Annotated in this window: 15 protein-coding genes; 6 read left to right on the top strand and 9 right to left on the bottom strand. The window is 64.7% G+C overall.

Annotated features, from left to right (window positions below; genetic code table 11):
* Positions 1–24: 24 nt before the first annotated feature.
* Entirely contained in the window at positions 25–783 is a 759-nt protein-coding gene (locus LWF01_RS09380) for an IclR family transcriptional regulator (RefSeq protein ID WP_349640751.1), read from the top strand.
* Positions 784–803: 20 nt separating this feature from the next.
* On the opposite strand, the gene LWF01_RS09375 is transcribed toward LWF01_RS09380, so the two are convergent.
* A complete protein-coding gene (locus LWF01_RS09375; RefSeq protein ID WP_349640750.1) occupies positions 804–1,352 on the bottom strand; it encodes a TetR/AcrR family transcriptional regulator in 549 nt (182 codons plus the stop codon).
* A 55-nt stretch (positions 1,353–1,407) separates the two neighbouring features.
* Between LWF01_RS09375 and LWF01_RS09370 the strand changes: the two genes are divergently transcribed.
* Positions 1,408–2,445, top strand: coding sequence for an FAD-dependent monooxygenase (locus tag LWF01_RS09370; RefSeq protein ID WP_349640749.1), 1,038 nt, complete (start codon positions 1,408–1,410; stop codon positions 2,443–2,445).
* Here the strand turns inward: LWF01_RS09370 and LWF01_RS09365 are convergent.
* Positions 2,442–3,875 carry a lipase maturation factor family protein gene (locus LWF01_RS09365; RefSeq protein WP_349640748.1) on the bottom strand — a complete coding sequence of 478 codons (1,434 nt, stop codon included), beginning with the start codon at positions 3,873–3,875 and terminating at the stop codon, positions 2,442–2,444. The genes LWF01_RS09370 and LWF01_RS09365 overlap by 4 nt on opposite strands.
* A gap of 113 nt (positions 3,876–3,988) precedes the next feature.
* On the opposite strand from LWF01_RS09365, the gene LWF01_RS09360 reads away from it, so the two are divergent.
* On the top strand, positions 3,989–4,726 hold the full coding sequence (locus LWF01_RS09360) for a GntR family transcriptional regulator (protein ID WP_349640747.1): 738 nt from the start codon (positions 3,989–3,991) through the stop codon (positions 4,724–4,726).
* On the opposite strand, the gene LWF01_RS09355 is transcribed toward LWF01_RS09360, so the two are convergent.
* From LWF01_RS09355 to LWF01_RS09330, 6 genes are read right to left on the bottom strand one after another with little or no spacing between them, the layout of a single operon-like run.
* A complete protein-coding gene (locus LWF01_RS09355; protein WP_349640746.1) occupies positions 4,723–5,892 on the bottom strand; it encodes an FAD-dependent oxidoreductase in 1,170 nt (389 codons plus the stop codon). The two genes, LWF01_RS09360 and LWF01_RS09355, sit on opposite strands and share 4 nt — an antisense overlap.
* A complete protein-coding gene (locus tag LWF01_RS09350) occupies positions 5,889–6,983 on the bottom strand; it encodes a zinc-binding dehydrogenase (protein ID WP_349640745.1) in 1,095 nt (364 codons plus the stop codon). The genes LWF01_RS09355 and LWF01_RS09350 overlap by 4 nt, the downstream gene beginning before the upstream one ends.
* Positions 6,962–8,602 carry a phosphonate ABC transporter, permease protein PhnE gene (gene phnE, locus LWF01_RS09345; protein ID WP_349640744.1) on the bottom strand — a complete coding sequence of 547 codons (1,641 nt, stop codon included), beginning with the start codon at positions 8,600–8,602 and terminating at the stop codon, positions 6,962–6,964. Before phnE ends, LWF01_RS09350 begins: the two co-directional genes overlap by 22 nt.
* The gene (gene phnC, locus LWF01_RS09340) at positions 8,599–9,438 is read right to left on the bottom strand and encodes a phosphonate ABC transporter ATP-binding protein (RefSeq protein WP_349640743.1); all 840 of its coding nucleotides are present in this window, start codon (positions 9,436–9,438) and stop codon (positions 8,599–8,601) included. Before phnC ends, phnE begins: the two co-directional genes overlap by 4 nt.
* A complete protein-coding gene (locus LWF01_RS09335; protein WP_349640742.1) occupies positions 9,426–10,376 on the bottom strand; it encodes a phosphate/phosphite/phosphonate ABC transporter substrate-binding protein in 951 nt (316 codons plus the stop codon). The genes phnC and LWF01_RS09335 overlap by 13 nt, the downstream gene beginning before the upstream one ends.
* A 15-nt stretch (positions 10,377–10,391) precedes the next feature.
* Positions 10,392–11,147, bottom strand: coding sequence for a phosphonatase-like hydrolase (locus tag LWF01_RS09330; RefSeq protein WP_349640741.1), 756 nt, complete (start codon positions 11,145–11,147; stop codon positions 10,392–10,394).
* A gap of 211 nt (positions 11,148–11,358) precedes the next feature.
* On the opposite strand from LWF01_RS09330, the gene LWF01_RS09325 reads away from it, so the two are divergent.
* On the top strand, positions 11,359–12,549 hold the full coding sequence (locus LWF01_RS09325; RefSeq protein ID WP_349640740.1) for an alpha-D-ribose 1-methylphosphonate 5-triphosphate diphosphatase: 1,191 nt from the start codon (positions 11,359–11,361) through the stop codon (positions 12,547–12,549).
* Between the two features lie 104 nt (positions 12,550–12,653).
* Positions 12,654–14,063, top strand: a complete 1,410-nt coding sequence (locus LWF01_RS09320; protein ID WP_349640739.1) for an Nramp family divalent metal transporter — start codon at positions 12,654–12,656, stop codon at positions 14,061–14,063.
* Here the strand turns inward: LWF01_RS09320 and LWF01_RS09315 are convergent.
* Positions 14,060–14,605 carry a DUF488 domain-containing protein gene (locus tag LWF01_RS09315; RefSeq protein ID WP_349640738.1) on the bottom strand — a complete coding sequence of 182 codons (546 nt, stop codon included), beginning with the start codon at positions 14,603–14,605 and terminating at the stop codon, positions 14,060–14,062. The genes LWF01_RS09320 and LWF01_RS09315 overlap by 4 nt on opposite strands.
* Before the next feature lie 185 nt (positions 14,606–14,790).
* Here LWF01_RS09315 and lhgO point away from each other — a divergent pair, with 185 nt between their 5' ends.
* A complete protein-coding gene (lhgO, locus tag LWF01_RS09310) occupies positions 14,791–15,990 on the top strand; it encodes an L-2-hydroxyglutarate oxidase (RefSeq protein ID WP_349640737.1) in 1,200 nt (399 codons plus the stop codon).
* Positions 15,991–16,327 lie beyond the last annotated feature (337 nt).

Raw genomic sequence — 16,327 nt, 5'->3', positions numbered from 1 at the left:
GACCGCTCGTGTCAAGATTTCGGTATGACGAATAGCGCCACGACCGCCAGCGACAAGACCCTGCTCGTGCTCGAGGCGGTTCTGACGAATCGGCGGTTCACCGACGTCGTCGAGGCGACCGGCCTGGCGAAGGCTACGGTGCATCGGATCGCGACGACACTGGTCCAGCATGGATTTCTGGTGGTGACCGAGGCCGGCGAGTACATTCCCGGTCCGAAGGCACTAGCGCTTGCAGGAATGGCGCTGGAACGGATAGACATCTCGGCGCTGGCCGATCCGTTCTTGGCTGAGCTGGTCACTGCGACTCGCTGCACCGTCCATATCGGGGCACTGAATGGCGACGAGGTGATCTACGTGGCGAAGAAGGATTCTGACAAGCCATATCGAATGCCATCCCGGATAGGTAAGGGGCTGTGGATGCACAGCTCGGGGATCGGCAAGGCGATTCTCGCTGATTTTTCCGCGGCACAGCTCAACAACTTCGTGGAACGCGCCGGCCTGCCGAAACGCACCCCGAAGACGATCGACACGAAAGCCGCCTTGATCAAAGAAATCGATATGGTCCGCCGCCGAGGTTTCGCAATCGACGACGAGGAGAACGAGCCGGGCATCCGGTGCGTTGCCGCTGGCGTAAGGGACCACACCGGACTGATGACCTACGGGCTGAGCATCTCGACTCTGACCCTGGAGCACAGCCCGGAGCAGGTCGAGGCGATGGCGCCGCAGGCAATTGAGGCAGCGGGCGCCATCTCGCGTGCGCTGGGATACACCGGCAAACTTTGACGGAATCGGCTGCCAACGGATCAGAGCGCGAGGACTATCCGTTCGATGGCCGGGCGGGGGTCGTAATCCCGAGTCGGCATTGCGAGCTGGTGAAGGATAGCGCCATCGACCTGGTCGGTGAGAATGCGGCTGGCCGTCGTCGGATCCCTGACGCCAAGCTGGGTCAGCATCCGGGTACCAAGGTCCACGAACGCCGAACGCCCTGCGGCCAGTGGCTCGCGAAGCTCAGCGGAGGACGATGCCGCGAGAAAAAGCGCGTACCGTGCGGCCGTTCGACTGCGATGCGGCCCTAGCGATAGTTGGACGTACTCGGCGAGCGCCCTGGCCGCATCCTGACGTGAGGTTGGCAGCGGGGCGGACCTGAGAGCTTCCCAGTCCGCGCGGTCGAGCGTTTCGAGTCGTTCGACGATGCCACGCAGCAGGCCTTCCTTCGATCGAAAATAGTTCGAGGTCGTCCCTTCCGGGAGTTCTGCGGCCTTGTCGGCGGCTCGGTGAGTCAGTGCACGGATGCCAGCTACGCCGAGGACTTCGATTGCCGCATCGAGCACTAGTTCCCGTTTAGCTGCCATAGTCCTCGATCCTAGCTTCGTACTTCTATTACTACATATGTAGTACGATCGAGGCATGAAGCGTGAGGCAGCGGTAATCGGAGCAGGTGTTGGCGGGTTGACCGCGGCAAACTTTCTGGTTCGTGCAGGCTGGGAGGTCTCGATCTTCGAACGCGCGGCATCGCTGCCGACGACAGGAACGGCGCTTGGCATGTGGCCCTCGGCGATGGCCGCGCTCGACCTGATCGGCGTCGGCGAAGCCGTCCGGGCGCATGGTTGCCGGGTGACCGGCGGGTCGATCCTGCGTCCGGATGGATCATTGATCGCCCGGATCGGCGATCGGCAGGGGAGCGTGCTGATCTCACGTCCGGCCTTGCTGGCCGGGTTAGCGGCTGCTTTACCCTCCGGTGCGATCCGGTTCGGCAGCGAGGTGAACGGAATCCAGTCAGTGCGGCAGTTCGATCTCGTCGTCGCGGCGGATGGGCTGAACAGCAAGATCCGCGACGAACTGTTCGGTCCGCGGTATGCGCCTCAGTTCCTTGGCGCCGTCGCTTATCGCGGTTCCGTGCCGGGCAGCGTGTCGACGGTCAGTGAAACCTGGGGATCGGCGAGGCTCTTCGGCATTACGCCTCGCGGCGACGGACTGACGAACTGGTTCGGCTGTGTCCGCACGCCACGTCTGGCCGACGCCGGCGCTCCGGATCCGCTCCGCAGCCTGGAATGGCATTTCGGGCGCTGGCACAGCGACGTAGTCGACGTGCTTGCCCGGATCGAATCCAAATCGGTTCTGCAGCACGCCCTGTATCAGACTCCTGCCCTGCCGACCTACGTCCGCGGTAACGTGGCGCTGATTGGTGATGCCGTGCACGCGATGGCGCCAAATCTGGGACGTGGCGCGTGTGAGTCGATCCTCGACGGCGCCGCGCTGGCCCGCTCGCTCGGTGAAACAGCCGGATCGGTCCGTGACATCGAATCCGGCCTCCGTCGATACGACAAGGCTCGTCGGCGGACGACGCGCCGATTCGTGCAGGCCTCGCGTCTTATGGGCAGGATGGCGATGACGTCGCGCTGGCAGCCAGGTCGCGATCGGATCCTGAGCCAGATTCCTGGCTAATCGGCTTGGTCCGGTAGCCCAATCGGTGGGATGAGCGTTGTCAGCTCGTGCCGCACCCACCAGACACCCTGCTCGCGTTTCTCGGCGCGATCGCTGAATCGATAGAGAAACAGCCGGGCGCGCACCCAGCGTGGGCGCTCGCCCCGGAACGGGTCGAGCCGGAGCAGTCTCAGCGTCCGGCGATCTGCCTCGAGCAGGCGCTGCAGGAAGACGATGAACCAGCGGTCGGTGCGGCCGCCAAGGGCGAGGAACCACATCAGCCAATCCAGCCGAAGGTGGTACGGGGCGAACTGCCGGGGCATCCGGTGCAGGTCACCCGGCTTTCCCTTGAACTCGTACTCCTGCCAGTCGGTGGCATCAGGACTCTCCGATCTGGTGCCCTCAACAATCACTTCGTAACGCTGCTGGGTAACGGTGCCGAACGCGCCGTAGGCGTTGACGAGGTGGAACGAGTTGAAGCTCGCGTTCATCAACTGGTGCCTGGATACCAGGTTGCGGGCCGGCCAATAGCTCAACACGAGCATGAGAAGCGTCCCGCCGAGCACCAGTGCCACGAAGTAGCCGGGCATGATGGTGTCGACCTCGCCGGGTACCAGCCACGGAAGCAGCACGCCAGCCACCGGATCACTGACCGCGGAAAATGCCAGAATGATGGTGAGCACATTGAGCCAGGCAAAATTTCCCGAAATGACCAACCACAGCTGAGTCACGATGATGATTCCGGCGGCAGCGCTGGCCAGCGGTTGAGGTGCGAACAGGAAAAACGGCACGACAAGCTGGGTGAAATGATTTCCGAGTACCTCAACCCGGTGCAGGGGCTTTGGCAGCCGGTGTGCGGTTCGGCTGACCGGATTGGGCATCGGCTGGGTCTCATGGTGGTAGTACAACGCGGTCAGGTCCCGCCAGGAACGGTCACCGCGGATTTTGATCATGCCGGCGCCGAATTCGAGCCGGAAGGCCAGCCAGCGTGCCAGGAAGATGATCAGTATCGGCGGCGCAGCCTGATGCGAACCGAGAAACGCCATCAGGAACCCTGCCTCCAGAAGCAGCGACTCCCAGCCGAACCCGTAGAAGGTCTGCCCGATATTGACGATCGACAGGTAGCCGAGCCAGATCAGGCCGAAGGCGAGAAACGGCAACCACGGCCCCGCGGCCTGTGGCAGTCCCAGTACGAGCGCGAGACTCACGACGATCCCGAACACGCAGACGGCGATCAGCAGCCGGTCAGAGTACCGCCAGTGAAAGATGGTCGGGATCCGCCGGCCCCGGATCCGGGACAGGTAAGCCGGCGCGGGAAGCAGGCCGTGTTCGCCGAGCAGGGCGGGAAACTGTGCGATGGCGGAGGCGAAGCCGATCACGTACAGGGCAGCCACGCCGCGCTGTAGAACTTCGCGGGCAAAGTCGTAATCGGTCGCGTTGAGCCAGTCCATGACCTTACGTTTCCTCGCCTCGGCGATCCGGGTCCTCGAACTCGACGTTACTCCGGCTCCGCCGCGCCGACCAGAGCAAGCAGACCTGCCCCCGTGTCGTAGACTTGGGCCTCGTGGCGAGCGGTAAGTATCGGGAAATTGCCGACCGGCTTGCGGCCGAGCTGGCAGATGTACCGCCAGGGGTTCGGATCGCCAGCGAGAACGAAACAGCTGAACGTTTCGGCGTCGGCCGCGCGGCCGCGCGCGCTGCGCTACAGGAAATGGAACGGCGGATGGTGATTCGCCGGATTCAGGGCGTGGGCACTTTTACCTCTCGGCGGATCGACTATCCAATTTCCCAGGCCATCGCGCCGTCATGGAGTGAAACCATTCGCCGCGGCGGTGCCGTGCCGAAAAGTGTGGTCAGGCTGTGCGAGCAGCAAACATCGCCGGCCGACGTGGCCGACGTCCTTCGGCTCGAGCCCGGCGCGCCGTGCCACCTGCTGAAGCGACAGTCCTACACCGACGGCGTGCTCGCGGCCTGGGGGGAGGAGTGGGTCCCGGTTGACGTCGTCCCGGAACTGCTGATCGCTACTACGGTGACCGAATCCCTGCATCGGATTCTCAGTGAGGTCGCAGGCGCGACGCCCCGGCGGGCCTGGTCGCGGGCCAGCACCGAGATCACGGATGCCGACACAGCCCGCGGCCTCGGCTGCCGTCCCGGCGACGCAGCGTGGCTGGTCGAGAGCCTGAACTGTGACACCGGGACCGGCAGACCACTGTGCTTCACTCGGCGCTGGATGCGCCCCGATGCGATCCGGATCATCTTCGAAAGCGGCGATCGCGGCCAGGGGTCCGCCGAAGGACGCTAGAGCAGTCCTGCCGCCTTAAATGTCTGTTCCGCGATTGCCGGTGAATGTGTCATCCCGCGTCCGCCGGGACCGGTGACCAGGCGGACATCCGGTACGACCTCCCGGTGGTAGTAGATGCCCTGGCCGACGGCACCGCTGACGGAGTCACCGACCCCGGGAGCCAGCTGGCTGTAGACCCCGGTCCACCTGCGTTCGATCCGCGGGATGCGGTGTCCCAGAACTCGTTCCGCCTTTCGGGCCAGGAGCTCATACGGCCGTTCCTCGACATCGAACCCGAACGGTTCGTCGTACATGTGGGTGTCGCCGATGGTGAGCCCACCGTTGTTGCGTTGCACCATCAGCAACTGCATTCCCCACTGCCTTGCGCTCGGTTCCTGGGCCGGCATGACGCTCAGAGCCGGCACATCGAATCCGGGGTAGTAGCGAAGCGAATCGGCGTCGGCCACCGACGTGGTGAGCGTCTCGCCGAGCGATTCGGTCTGCATCATATGCAACCTGACCCGACGCACCGGCACGGTTTCGACGTCGCGCAGCCAGGGCGCCGCGACACCGTTGTGCCAGGCGCCGGTGCACACGATCGCCTGGTCGGCCGACCAGGTCTTCCCGGTGCTGTCCCGGAGCAGAACCCCGGAGGGCACATCGTCGACGGCGGCGATCTCGACACCGGCATGGAACTCGTACCGTCCCGATTTCTCCAACTCGGCGCGGATTGCCCTGGGTACCAGCCTCGGCTCGACCGCGGCGTCCTGCCGGCAGAGCATCCCGGCGAGGACGTCGCCCCGGACGGCCGGGTTGTGCTCCCGTACGCCTTCGGCATCCAGCAGCTCGAACCCGCGCAGCCCGGCGTCGCTCCGTGCGCAGACCTGTTCCAGCACGGCGAGCTCGGCCGGGTCCGTCACCACGGTGAGCGACCCGTTCGGCCGGAATCCGGTGCCGGGGACCGACTCTGCGACTCGTTCCCACAACTCCCGGGCACGAAGCGAAAGCTCAAGATCCGCACCGGTTGCGCGCCCCGACACCCAGACCAGGCCGAAGTTGCGCACGCTCGCACCTCGGGCATCTGCCTCACGTTCCAGTTGCACCACTGTGTGACCGGACTGGACGGCGTGGAAGGCGTGCATGCTGCCGAGGATTCCGCCGCCGACAATCAGTACTTTTGCGCTCATGGACGCACCGCCATTCGTGGTTGGGAGACTTCGCCGGGTTCCGCGAAGAGTATCCGGTTGATTTCGTCGAGTGGGCGAACAGACGACACCAGGTCGGCCCAGGGGAGCCGCTCGGTCCGGGCCAACAGGTCGACCGCCGCCACCAGATGCTTAGGTTCGTAGTTGTGCACTCCGGTGACGGTCAGCCAACGACGGACGATCCGTTCCGGGTCGATCCGGATGTTCGGCCCGGGTGCGACTGAACCGATCAGGACCAGCCGGCCGCCGGTGTCCAATCGGTCAACCAGTCCTTCGAGTGCGGCGGAGCTACCGGAGAAATCGAGGGCGATGTCCACCGAGTCCGGCAGGGTCCCGTGGTCGGCAGGTACCGTCGACGTCGCGCCGAACCGTTCGGCCAGCCGCAGTCGTCGAGGGTCCGGGTCGCTCACGATGATTTCCGCCGCCTGCTGGTCGGCGGCAAGCGCCGCTGCGGTGATGCCGAGCATTCCGGCGCCGATCACCAGCACCCGTCGACCGGACATCGGGCCGGCGGCTTCTCCTGCGGCCATCACCGTGGCGGTCGCACAGCCGGCCGGTGCCGCGACCTTATCGGGCATCGACCGGGGAAGCGTGGCGATCCGGCTTCCGGCCGGAAGGTGGATATGCGAGGCGTAGCATCCGGAAAGGGCCCACGGCCCGGCAAGTTTCTCGTGTCCGACCTTGCTCGCCGCCCGGCACTTCGCCATCCGGCCGGAACCGCAGCGATCACACGTGCCGCAGCTGCGCACGACGCTCCAGACCACCCGGTCGCCAATCGCCAGCGGCGTGCCGTCGATTCCGGCGGCGCCGCCGGCGCCGATCGCGACAATCTCGCCGACCGCCTCGTGCCCGAGGATTCCGGGCGCCGGCGCCTCACGCCTTCCGGCCACGGTGTGCCGGTCGCTGCCGCAGACCGTGGCGAGGCTGATTGCGACCAGCACGTCGCCGTCCTTGACAACTGGCAGCGGGACGATTCGCGATTCGAACGGCCCTGCGCCGAGCCAGACCTGTGCCGTCGCGAACCCCTGCGAACCGGACAGCTCCTCGGGGATTACATCTGTGAACGAGCCCATCCGGACAGCCTTTCGATTAGATAGACCACCGCGAAGATGATCAGGATTATTGCGCCGGCGAACTCGAAGTTGAGCGTGCGGACGGCCTCCAACAACAAGAAACCGACGCCGCCCGCACCGACGATGCCGAGCACAGTGGAGGTGCGGATGTTGACGTCGAGCATGTACAGCGTCGAGCCGACCAGCGCCGGCATGAGCTGCGGCAGCACCGCGGCGAATAGCACCTGCCACCAGCCGCCGCCCACCGAGCGCACGGCTTCAGCGGCACCGGGGTCGATCTCCTCTGTCGCGTCAGAGATCAGCTTGCCGAGGAAACCCATCGAGCCGATTGCCAGCGCACAGGCACCAGCGATCGGTCCCAGCCCGACTGCCGCCACGAATATTACGGCCATGATCAGCTCCGGCACGGCTCGGACCCCGAGCGTCACCGCCCGTGCGCCTGAGTAGACGCTGGGGTGCGGTGACACGTTCCGGGCGGCGAGGAGCCCCAGCGGCACCGACAGCACGGTGCCGGCCGCCGTCGCGACCAGGCCGATGGCCAATGTTTCCAGGACGGCGAAAACGAGCTGGTCGCCGGCCAGGGTGAAATGGGGCGGCAGCAGTTTCCCGGCGACCTCGATCATTGCCGGAAAGCTCGTGGCGATCTGCCAGGGATCGATCTTCAGGCTTGCGAAGGCATAACCGATCGCCGCGACCAGCAGGGCACCGAACCCGAGGCGGGCAAATCGCTCACGGGTCCACGGCGGGGTCACGGTGTGCAAATTCCGGGGCGCGCCCGGATTGGATTCCGAGGACAGCAGCAGCCGGCGGGCGCCGATGGACACCAGCTCCATAGCCACGATCATCCCGAGGATGACCAGGACAATGCCGATGGCCTTGTCGTAGACGAGGCCGCGCAGGGAATCCTGCAGCGCGAAACCGATCCCGCCGGCTCCGACGAAACCCAGCACGACGGAGGTGCGCAGATTGATGTCGATCCGGTAGATGAAGGTCGAGATCCACGACGGAACCACCTCCGGAAGCACGGCGGTGACCAGTTCGCGCACCGGCCCGACTCCGACGCTGCGGGCAGCTTCGCGCGGGCCGGTCCCGGTGCGCTCGATGGCCTCGGCGAACAGCTTGGCCAGCATTCCGATGGAGTGCAGCGCCAGGGCAAGAATTCCGGGGAGGATCCCGATGCCCATGGCCCGGACCAGCAAGACGGCGAACACCAGATCGGGGACCGCTCTGCAGACGGCGATAACCCCGCGGGCCACGCCGTAGACGGCGCGGTTCGGAGTGGTGTTCTGCGCGGCCAGGAAGGCCAGCGGTATCGAGACGATAGTGGCGAAGACAGTGCCCAGCAGCGCAATCATCAGCGTCTCGATCGCGAGGTCGGCGATGCGCCCGGGGTTCTCGGTCTCGGGCGGCAGCATCCGTTCGACCAGGTTGAGCACGGAGCCGAACCCGTCGCTGAGGGTGGCGAGGTCGAACTCGATGTAGACGGCGCTCGCGATGGTCGCGGCGATGGCCAGCGCAGCGACGATTGCGGCGGTGATCTTTTGCCGGGTGACCGGCGGCCGGATGGGCATCCGGCCGTCGGTCACGGCCTCTGTCTCGCGGGTCGTAGTCAGCGTCACGCCGGTGCCTCCGCGGTGTCGACCGCGACCCGGCGGTAGATCTCCATCACGTTGTCCCGGGTCAGACCTTGAGTCGGCTGGTCCAGCACCTTGCTGCCATGGCGCAGGCCGACTATGCGCTGCCCCCATTCGAGCGCGAGGTCGACCTGGTGCAGCGTGCAGAGCACGGTGAGCTGCTCCTCGAGGCACACCTGGAACAGCAGATCCATCACGATCCCGGCGTTCTCGGGATCCAGAGAGGCCACCGGCTCGTCCGCCAGCACCACCGCTGGTTTCTGCATCAGGGTCCGGGCGATGGCGACCCGTTGTTGCTGGCCGCCGGAGAGCGTGTCGGCGCGCTGGAATGCCTTATCGGCCAGACCCACCCGATCGAGGTAACCGAGCGCCTCGCGCCGCATGGCAGCGGAGTAGCTCAGCACGCCGTACCGCGGCCCACGGAGCCGGCCAAGCGCCCCGATCAGCACGTTCTCCAGACAGCTGAGCCGGCCCACCAGGTTGAACTGCTGAAAGATGAACCCAACCCGGGTGCGCAGGGACCGTAACTGCCGGCCGGAAGCGCCATGCACGGGTTGGCCGAGCACGGTGGCCTGACCGGTGTCCATCCCGTGCAGCCCGTTCAGGCATCGCAACAGGGTCGACTTCCCGGATCCGGACAGGCCGAGCAGGATGACGAGTTCGCTGCGCCGGATCTCGAGATCGACCCCCTGCAAGGCGGTGACATCACCGAAGCGTTTCGTGATGCCGCGCGCGTCGATCACCGGGTCGGCGGCTGATCCTGGCGGCTGACCCGGAGCCCGGAGAGGTTCAATCGGCTGGTTCACGGTCAGTTCTCGCATTTGTCGGATTTCGTCGTGGCGCAGACTTCGCGGACCCCGTCATAGGCAGCGTCTTCTGTTCCCTCGAAGCCCCAGGCATCCTCGTCGGTCAGCGTGCAGTCACCGTCGCAGAAGCCCTTCTTCTTCAGGTAGTCCGAGTTGGCTTTCTCTTTGATGATTTTCCTGAGCTTCTCCAGAGCCGCGTCGCCGAGCTCGTTGCTGCCGGCCATCACGTTTCCGGCGATGGTTTCCGATGTCCACACCTTCTTCAGGTCGCCGTCCTTCAAGTCGCCCTTCGCGGGCAGCGTCTTGTCGATCATCGATTCCATCGCGAAGCCGGCATCGCACTCACCGTTCTTGACGGCCAGCGCCGCGGCGTCATGGCTGCCTGCGTAGATCGGCTTGACCCCGGCTGAGAGGTCTTCCTCCCGTGCCGATTTGATGATTCCTTCCTCGATCAGTCCGGCACTGGGGTAGAGGAAGCCGGAGGTCGAGCCGGGATCGACGAAGCACACTTTCTTCCCGGCGAAGTCCTTGAGCTCATCGATGCCGGCATTGTCGCCCTGGGTGATGGCGTACGACTTGTATCCGGAAGGTTCGTCCTTGGTGGGCTTGACTGCGCCGAGCGGCGTGATGTCGGCTTCGTTCTGGGTGGCGATCACGTAGGCGAACGGACCGAACACTGCCAGGTCGACGTTGCCCGCGATCATTCCTTCGACCACGCCGGCATAGTCGCTGGCCTGGCTGAACTCCACCTTCGCGCCGGTTTCTTCTTCCAGCAGCTTGACGATCGGGTCGTAGCCCTCGGCTAGATCGGTCGAGTTCTCGGCGGGGACCGCGCCGAGCACGATCTCTGCGGGGAAGTCGCTGTCCTTCTCGCTGGCGGCGCTACTGGCGCCGCAGGCGCTTAGGCCTAGCAGTGCGGTAGCGGCGAATGCGCCATAAACTATCTTTTTCACTTTGGTAGTCCCTTCTCAGGCTACTGCCGGCCGCGAGTTGTACGCGGCGATGAGCTTCGGCAGGTCGGCTACGGAGTCAATGACATGGGTGTGCGGTACTGTTGCGAACTGCTCATCGCCGTGTGCCCCGGTGCGTACCCCGGCGATGATGCTGGCCCCGGCCCTTGAACCGGCCAGCAGGTCGCTGGTCGTGTCTCCCACCGCGGCGATCTGCGCGACATCGTCGATGCCGAGACGGATCAGCGCCGTGAGCAGCATGTCGGGGTACGGCCGGCCGCGCCCCGCGTCTTCCGGGGAGAGCACCAGATCACACAAGCCGTCCCAGCCGAGGGCGGCTATCAGCTGGTCTCGGGTTGCGGCGGAGAATCCGGTGGTCAGGGCGACCGGGATCCCTTCGGCCCGGCATGCCTCGACTGTTTCCTCAGCGCCGGGGATCGGCACCGCGCCGCCGGGGGAATGGATCGACTCGGCGTACGCCGTTTCGAACGATTTGTTTGCCTGCAGGGCAAGCTCTTCATCACCGCCGAAAATGTCGCGGAAGACCGCTATCTTCGACTGGCCCATCGTGAGCCGGGCGTACTCGGCTGCGTTCTCATAGTCCTGGCTGCCTTCCTGTAGGCCTGCGTCGGCCAAGGCGGCGTCGAACGCCTCGATCACGGCCCCGCCATCGCGGACTGTGGTTCCCGCCATGTCCAGGCAGACCAGCCCGATCCTCCCCGGGCCCTTTCCGGTGGCGGAATGTGGACGTTCGGGGGATGGCCTTGGGTCCATCGGATGCTCCTCAACGTGTTGATCCGGCTGTCGAATGGCCGGCTGGTGCTTTCGAACAGGTCCTACATTGGCCGACGGTTTCGAATGACCGGCGTTATCAGGGCGAGCGGACGGCGAAGCGTTCATGACAAGCCGGGGTCACTTGTTCGAACAACCCCGGGGACGCGCAGCGGTCACCTGTTGTTAACCTCGTTTCGCTACGTTCGAGGCGATGACCGGTGACAAGCTGCTCGATAATTACGTGCTGGGCCATGTTCGCGCGGTGGTCAGGGATCGGATCGTAGATGATGCCACCGTTGTTGTTCGCGACGGGAGCATCGCCGAGGTCCGCGGCGGCGGAGGCGGCAGCCGCGTCGATGTCGACGGCCGCGGTGCGCTGTGTCTGCCTGGCCTGGTCGATATTCATAGCGACAACCTCAGTCGCGAGCACTGCCCGCGACCCGGTGCGACGCTTCCGGCCGACTTCGCCCTGGCCTCGGTCGAATCACAGCTGCGGGCCGCTGGTATCGCCACCGGATTCCACGGTGTGGCTTTCCAGCAGTTGTCCGCAGTCGGATTGCTGATTGACCAGGACGGCCCCGGCAGAATCTCTGCCGCCATTTCACAACGGCAATCCGCGTCTGTCGACCATCGCATCCTGCACCGGGTCGATATCCGCAGCCCGGCAGGCATCGCGGCGTTACGAGCGGCGCTGGACGATATGCCCTCTTGCCCGGCCGCCAATCGGCCCGTCGTCTCACATGAGGATCACACCCCGGGACAGGGCCAATACGCCGATCCCGCTGTGATGCAGCGCTGGCTGGTGGAGACGGGGGCAATGGGCATGGCCGAATCCGTCGCGCACGTATCCACGCTGGCGGCGGCGCGCGACGAGTTCCTCGGGTTCCGGGATGAGGCCCTGGACTGGCTCGGCGGGTTGGCGAGGGCGGGAAAGATCATTCTGGCCGGTCACGACCCCGCTTCGGAAAGCGACATCGACCTGCTCGCTCGCCGCGGCGGCACGATCGCGGAGTTTCCGACCACCACGGTCGCGGGGCGAGCGGCTCGCTGCCGTGGTCTCGCGTCGGTGGTGGGCGCACCGAACATCGTGCGCGGCGGATCCCATGCGGGAAATGTATCGGCGCTCGCGCTGATCGCGGCCGGCGCGGCAAACGTCATTGCCTCGGACTATCTGCCGACGGCCATGCTTGCCGGTGCTTTCGAGGTCGCACGGCAGGGTGCGGCCAGCTTGCCGAATGCCGTGGCAATGGTAACTGCGAACCCGGCAACCGCAACCGGATTGCGTGACAGGGGAGCCTTGATTGAGGGGCTGCGGGCGGATCTGATCCTGATCGACGATTCCGGCCGCTGGCCAAAAGTGATGGCTCCACCCGGCACCGGCTACCTGAGAATAAAAATATAGGATCTCTGGTTTTGCGGGCATTGTCTGGTTAGAGTAGGTGCACCAAGTTCCACACATCATGCCTCGTTCGCTGATGGTTCGGGGTACGGGAAAAAGGATCGGCAATGGCGACGAACCCAAATACCGCGATAGACAAGGTTGACCCGTACACGCTCACGGCGGACGGAATCAAGGAACCACCTGTCGGCTGGAAGGCGAGTTTCAGGTACCTCGGCCCAGGCCTGATTCTCAGCGCATCCATCGTTGGATCAGGTGAGTTGATCGCTACCACGGTGCTTGGTGCCCAGGCCGGGTTCGTGCTGTTGTGGTTGGTCATTTTCAGCACACTGGTCAAGGTGGCGATTCAGGTGGAGTTGGCCCGCTGGACGATCGCCACCGGCGAACCGGCACTCAGCGGCTACAACAAGGTGCCGCCCAAACTTGGCCGGGTCGGCTGGGTCAACATGCTCTGGATGGTGCTGGCCCTGAGTAAGCTGCTGCAGCTCGGCGGCATCATCGGCGGGGTGGCTGTCGCCTGCAGTATCCTGCTGCCGCTGGGTGGCGATCCATTCAGTGCGACGTCGATCACGATCTGGACGATCTTCATCGCGGTCGTCAGCATTGCCATGCTTTACACCAACAAGTACAGCCTGATCGAGCGTGGCGCCGTCGCCCTCGTCGTCGTTTTCTCTTTCGTGACCATTCTGGTGGCACTCGGCCTGCCTTTCACGCCCTACCCTTACGGTGCCGCCGAACTCGGCACCGGTTTCTCGTTCCTGATTCCGGTCGGCACCCTCGGCGCCGCCCTGGCAATGTTCGGCATCACCGGCGTCGGCGCGGACGAGATTACCTTCTATACCTACTGGTGCGTCGAGAAGGGCTATGCCCGATGGGCGGGGCCGAACGACGGCTCGGATGAATGGGCCCGTCGGGCCAATGGCTGGATCAAGGTGATGTACAAGGACGCCGCTGTGTCGTGGCTGATCTACACCTTCGGCACCTTCGCGTTCTACATCATGGGTGCCGCGGTGCTGAACCCGCAGAATCTCGTTCCTGAGGGCAACGAGACCATCACAGTGCTGTCCCGGATGTACACAGATTCCATCGGGGAGTGGGCGAGCATCGTGTTCCTGATCGGCGCTATTGCCGTCCTCGGTTCGACGATGTGGGCTTCGATTCCCAGCTGGTCCCGGATGTACACCAACCTACTGGCGACTTTCGGCGTGCTGGACTGGAAGGACTCGGTAAAGCGGCTGCGCTGGATCAAGTTCTTCACCGTGGCCCTGCCGATCATCTGGGCTACTGCGTACCTGATCATCCAGGCGCCGGTCATCATGGTCCAGATCGGCGGCGTGGCGACCGGCATTTTCCTGGTGGCCATCGTGATCGCGGTCTGGTATCTGCGCCGGAACGAAACCGATCACCGGCTGTACGGCGGAAGGTGGTTCAACATCGCTCTGTCGGTCAGCAGCATCGCGATTGGCCTGCTCGGCATCTACACCCTGCTGTCCGTTTTCGGGGTGGAGTTCGGCTAGCCAGGGTCGGCGGCCGACGGCTGGCCAGGAACCTGGTCATAGATCAGTTCCCGGCCGGCGACCCGAGCCGCATCCGTCACCGGATGCGGTGTCCGTCGTCCGTCGGGCATGAGATGCTCCACCGCCAAGTCGTCGAGTAGTACCGCGTGATCGGCGATCAGCCGGCGATGGCAACGCCACCAGACGGATTCGCCGCACATGATCGCCGTCCGTTCTGCCCGCGCCTGAGCGACAAGATCGGCAACTGCCTCGGCAAAGTTCTCGGTACGCATGTAACCGGCGTAGGCGCGGAAAGAATCATTGCGCAGGCCAACGTCCGGGGAGTCATCGGCAAGCTTCCGGAAGCCACCGAGTCGTTTGTCCCAGCGGTAGGCGATGCCGCGCTCAGGCAGCCATCGCTCCAGTTCCGGTCTGCCGAACTGCGGATTCCGGCGGCTGCCGGGCCCGATCCGAACGTCAACGAGCGCCGCAACTTCCGCGTCGAGCAGGCGTTCGGCGAATTCGTCCTGCTGGGTAGTGCCGTGACCGACGGTGAGTAGCATCGTTTCTCAAGTCTAGTGCGACCGGGAGGCCGGTTGCTGGCGCCGGTCAACACCCGGTTGCCGGCCAGCACTAGGTGGCCGGACGCCGAACGGGAGCGCTCCCGTTCGGCGACCTAGTCCTTCGGTATCGCCGGTGACGGCAACTGTAGGGTTTCGAGCAATCGACATATTCAGAGGGGACGACGGTGTTATCAGCTGACTTTTGCGTTATCGGCGCCGGGATTGTCGGGCTTGCCACGGCTCGCGCGCTGCAGGAGCGCCATCCCGGCGCATCGGTCACCGTGCTGGAAAAAGAGCCGGTGATAGCCAAACATCAGACCGGTCACAACAGCGGCGTCATTCACTCCGGTATTTACTACGAGCCCGGCAGCCTGAAGGCCAGGCTCTGCCGTGAGGGTGAACGGCTGACCAAGCAGCTGTGCAGGGACCACGGCATCGAGTATCGGGAGTGCGGCAAGCTACTGGTCGCCACAAGCGACGTGGAACTGTCCCGGCTCGTGTCACTCGCGGAACGCGCTGCGATTCACGGTATCCCGGTTGAGTCGGTGTCCGCGGATAGGTTGAACGAGCTCGAACCAAATATCCGCGGCCTCGGCGCGCTGCGGGTTCCCAGCACCGGAATTGTCGATTTCTCGAAGGTTTCGGAACAACTTGCCCGGAACATCGCCGAGGCCGGGGGAGCGGTGGTCCTCGGTGAGCGGGTTGTCGATATCGTCGAGTATCCCGACCACGTTGCGGTGCAGATGGATGCGGAGGACTACCGCTTCGGAGCGCTGGTTGCCTGCGGCGGCCTTCAGGCCGACCGGCTGGCGGAATGCGCCGGCCTGACTCCCGATCTGCAGATAGTGCCGTTCCGCGGCGAGTACTTCCAACTGCACGATGATCTGTCCGATTACGTGCGGCACCTGATCTATCCGGTGCCGGATCCCGCATTGCCATTCCTCGGCGTGCATTTGTCGCCAACGATCGATGATGTGATCACGGTCGGGCCGAGTGCCGTGCTCGGCCTGGCGCGAGAGGGCTACCCGAAGTTCTCGGTGCGGCCGGAGGACGTCGCGCGCTACCTCAGGTTTCCGGGGCTTTGGAAGCTGGCGGGCAAGCATCTCGGCACCGGGTTTCGGGAGATGAGGAATTCGCTGTTCAGTGCCAGCTATCTCAGGGAGTGCCGCAAGTACGCTCCCGGGCTGGAACTGGACGATCTGATTCCCAAGGAAGCGGGCATCCGTGCCCAGGCCGTTCGCACTGACGGAACGCTGCTGCACGACTTCGAGCTGGCGGAGACGCCGCGGATGATGCATGTGCTGAACGCGCCATCGCCGGCTGCAACCGCGGCACTTCCGATCGGACGGTACATAGCCGGCCGGGTGGGCGGGCGGCAGAGCTGAACCGGGCCTCTTATTGCCTGAGCGAAGTGGGGGTCTGCAATTGGGGCGACGCGGCCGACACCGGCCCATCTCGCCCATCTCGCTCGTCCCTCGTTCGAGATGCCCGACCACACCCTGATGGGCCGCCGTCGTCCACTCGCAATCGGTGGCACCGCCCGCCTCGCCTAGCCTGGTTTTCCATGACCATTATGAACAGAACGCGAAACGGTAGTTATCAGCTTGTGATCCAGATAACGGGATGATTAAGTAAAGCTCGTCCCTTGAGGTCTTCCTCTGCACGACCGAGCACATCGAGCGCCTCCGCGAACGTTGAGCAGGTCCCCGCATGCACTCGGGG

The sequence above is a fragment of the Saxibacter everestensis genome (assembly GCF_025787225.1).
Lineage (GTDB): Bacteria > Actinomycetota > Actinomycetes > Actinomycetales > Brevibacteriaceae > Saxibacter > Saxibacter everestensis.
Note: the sequence above shows the minus strand (reverse complement) of the source record. Positions and strands in the feature narration are given on the sequence as shown.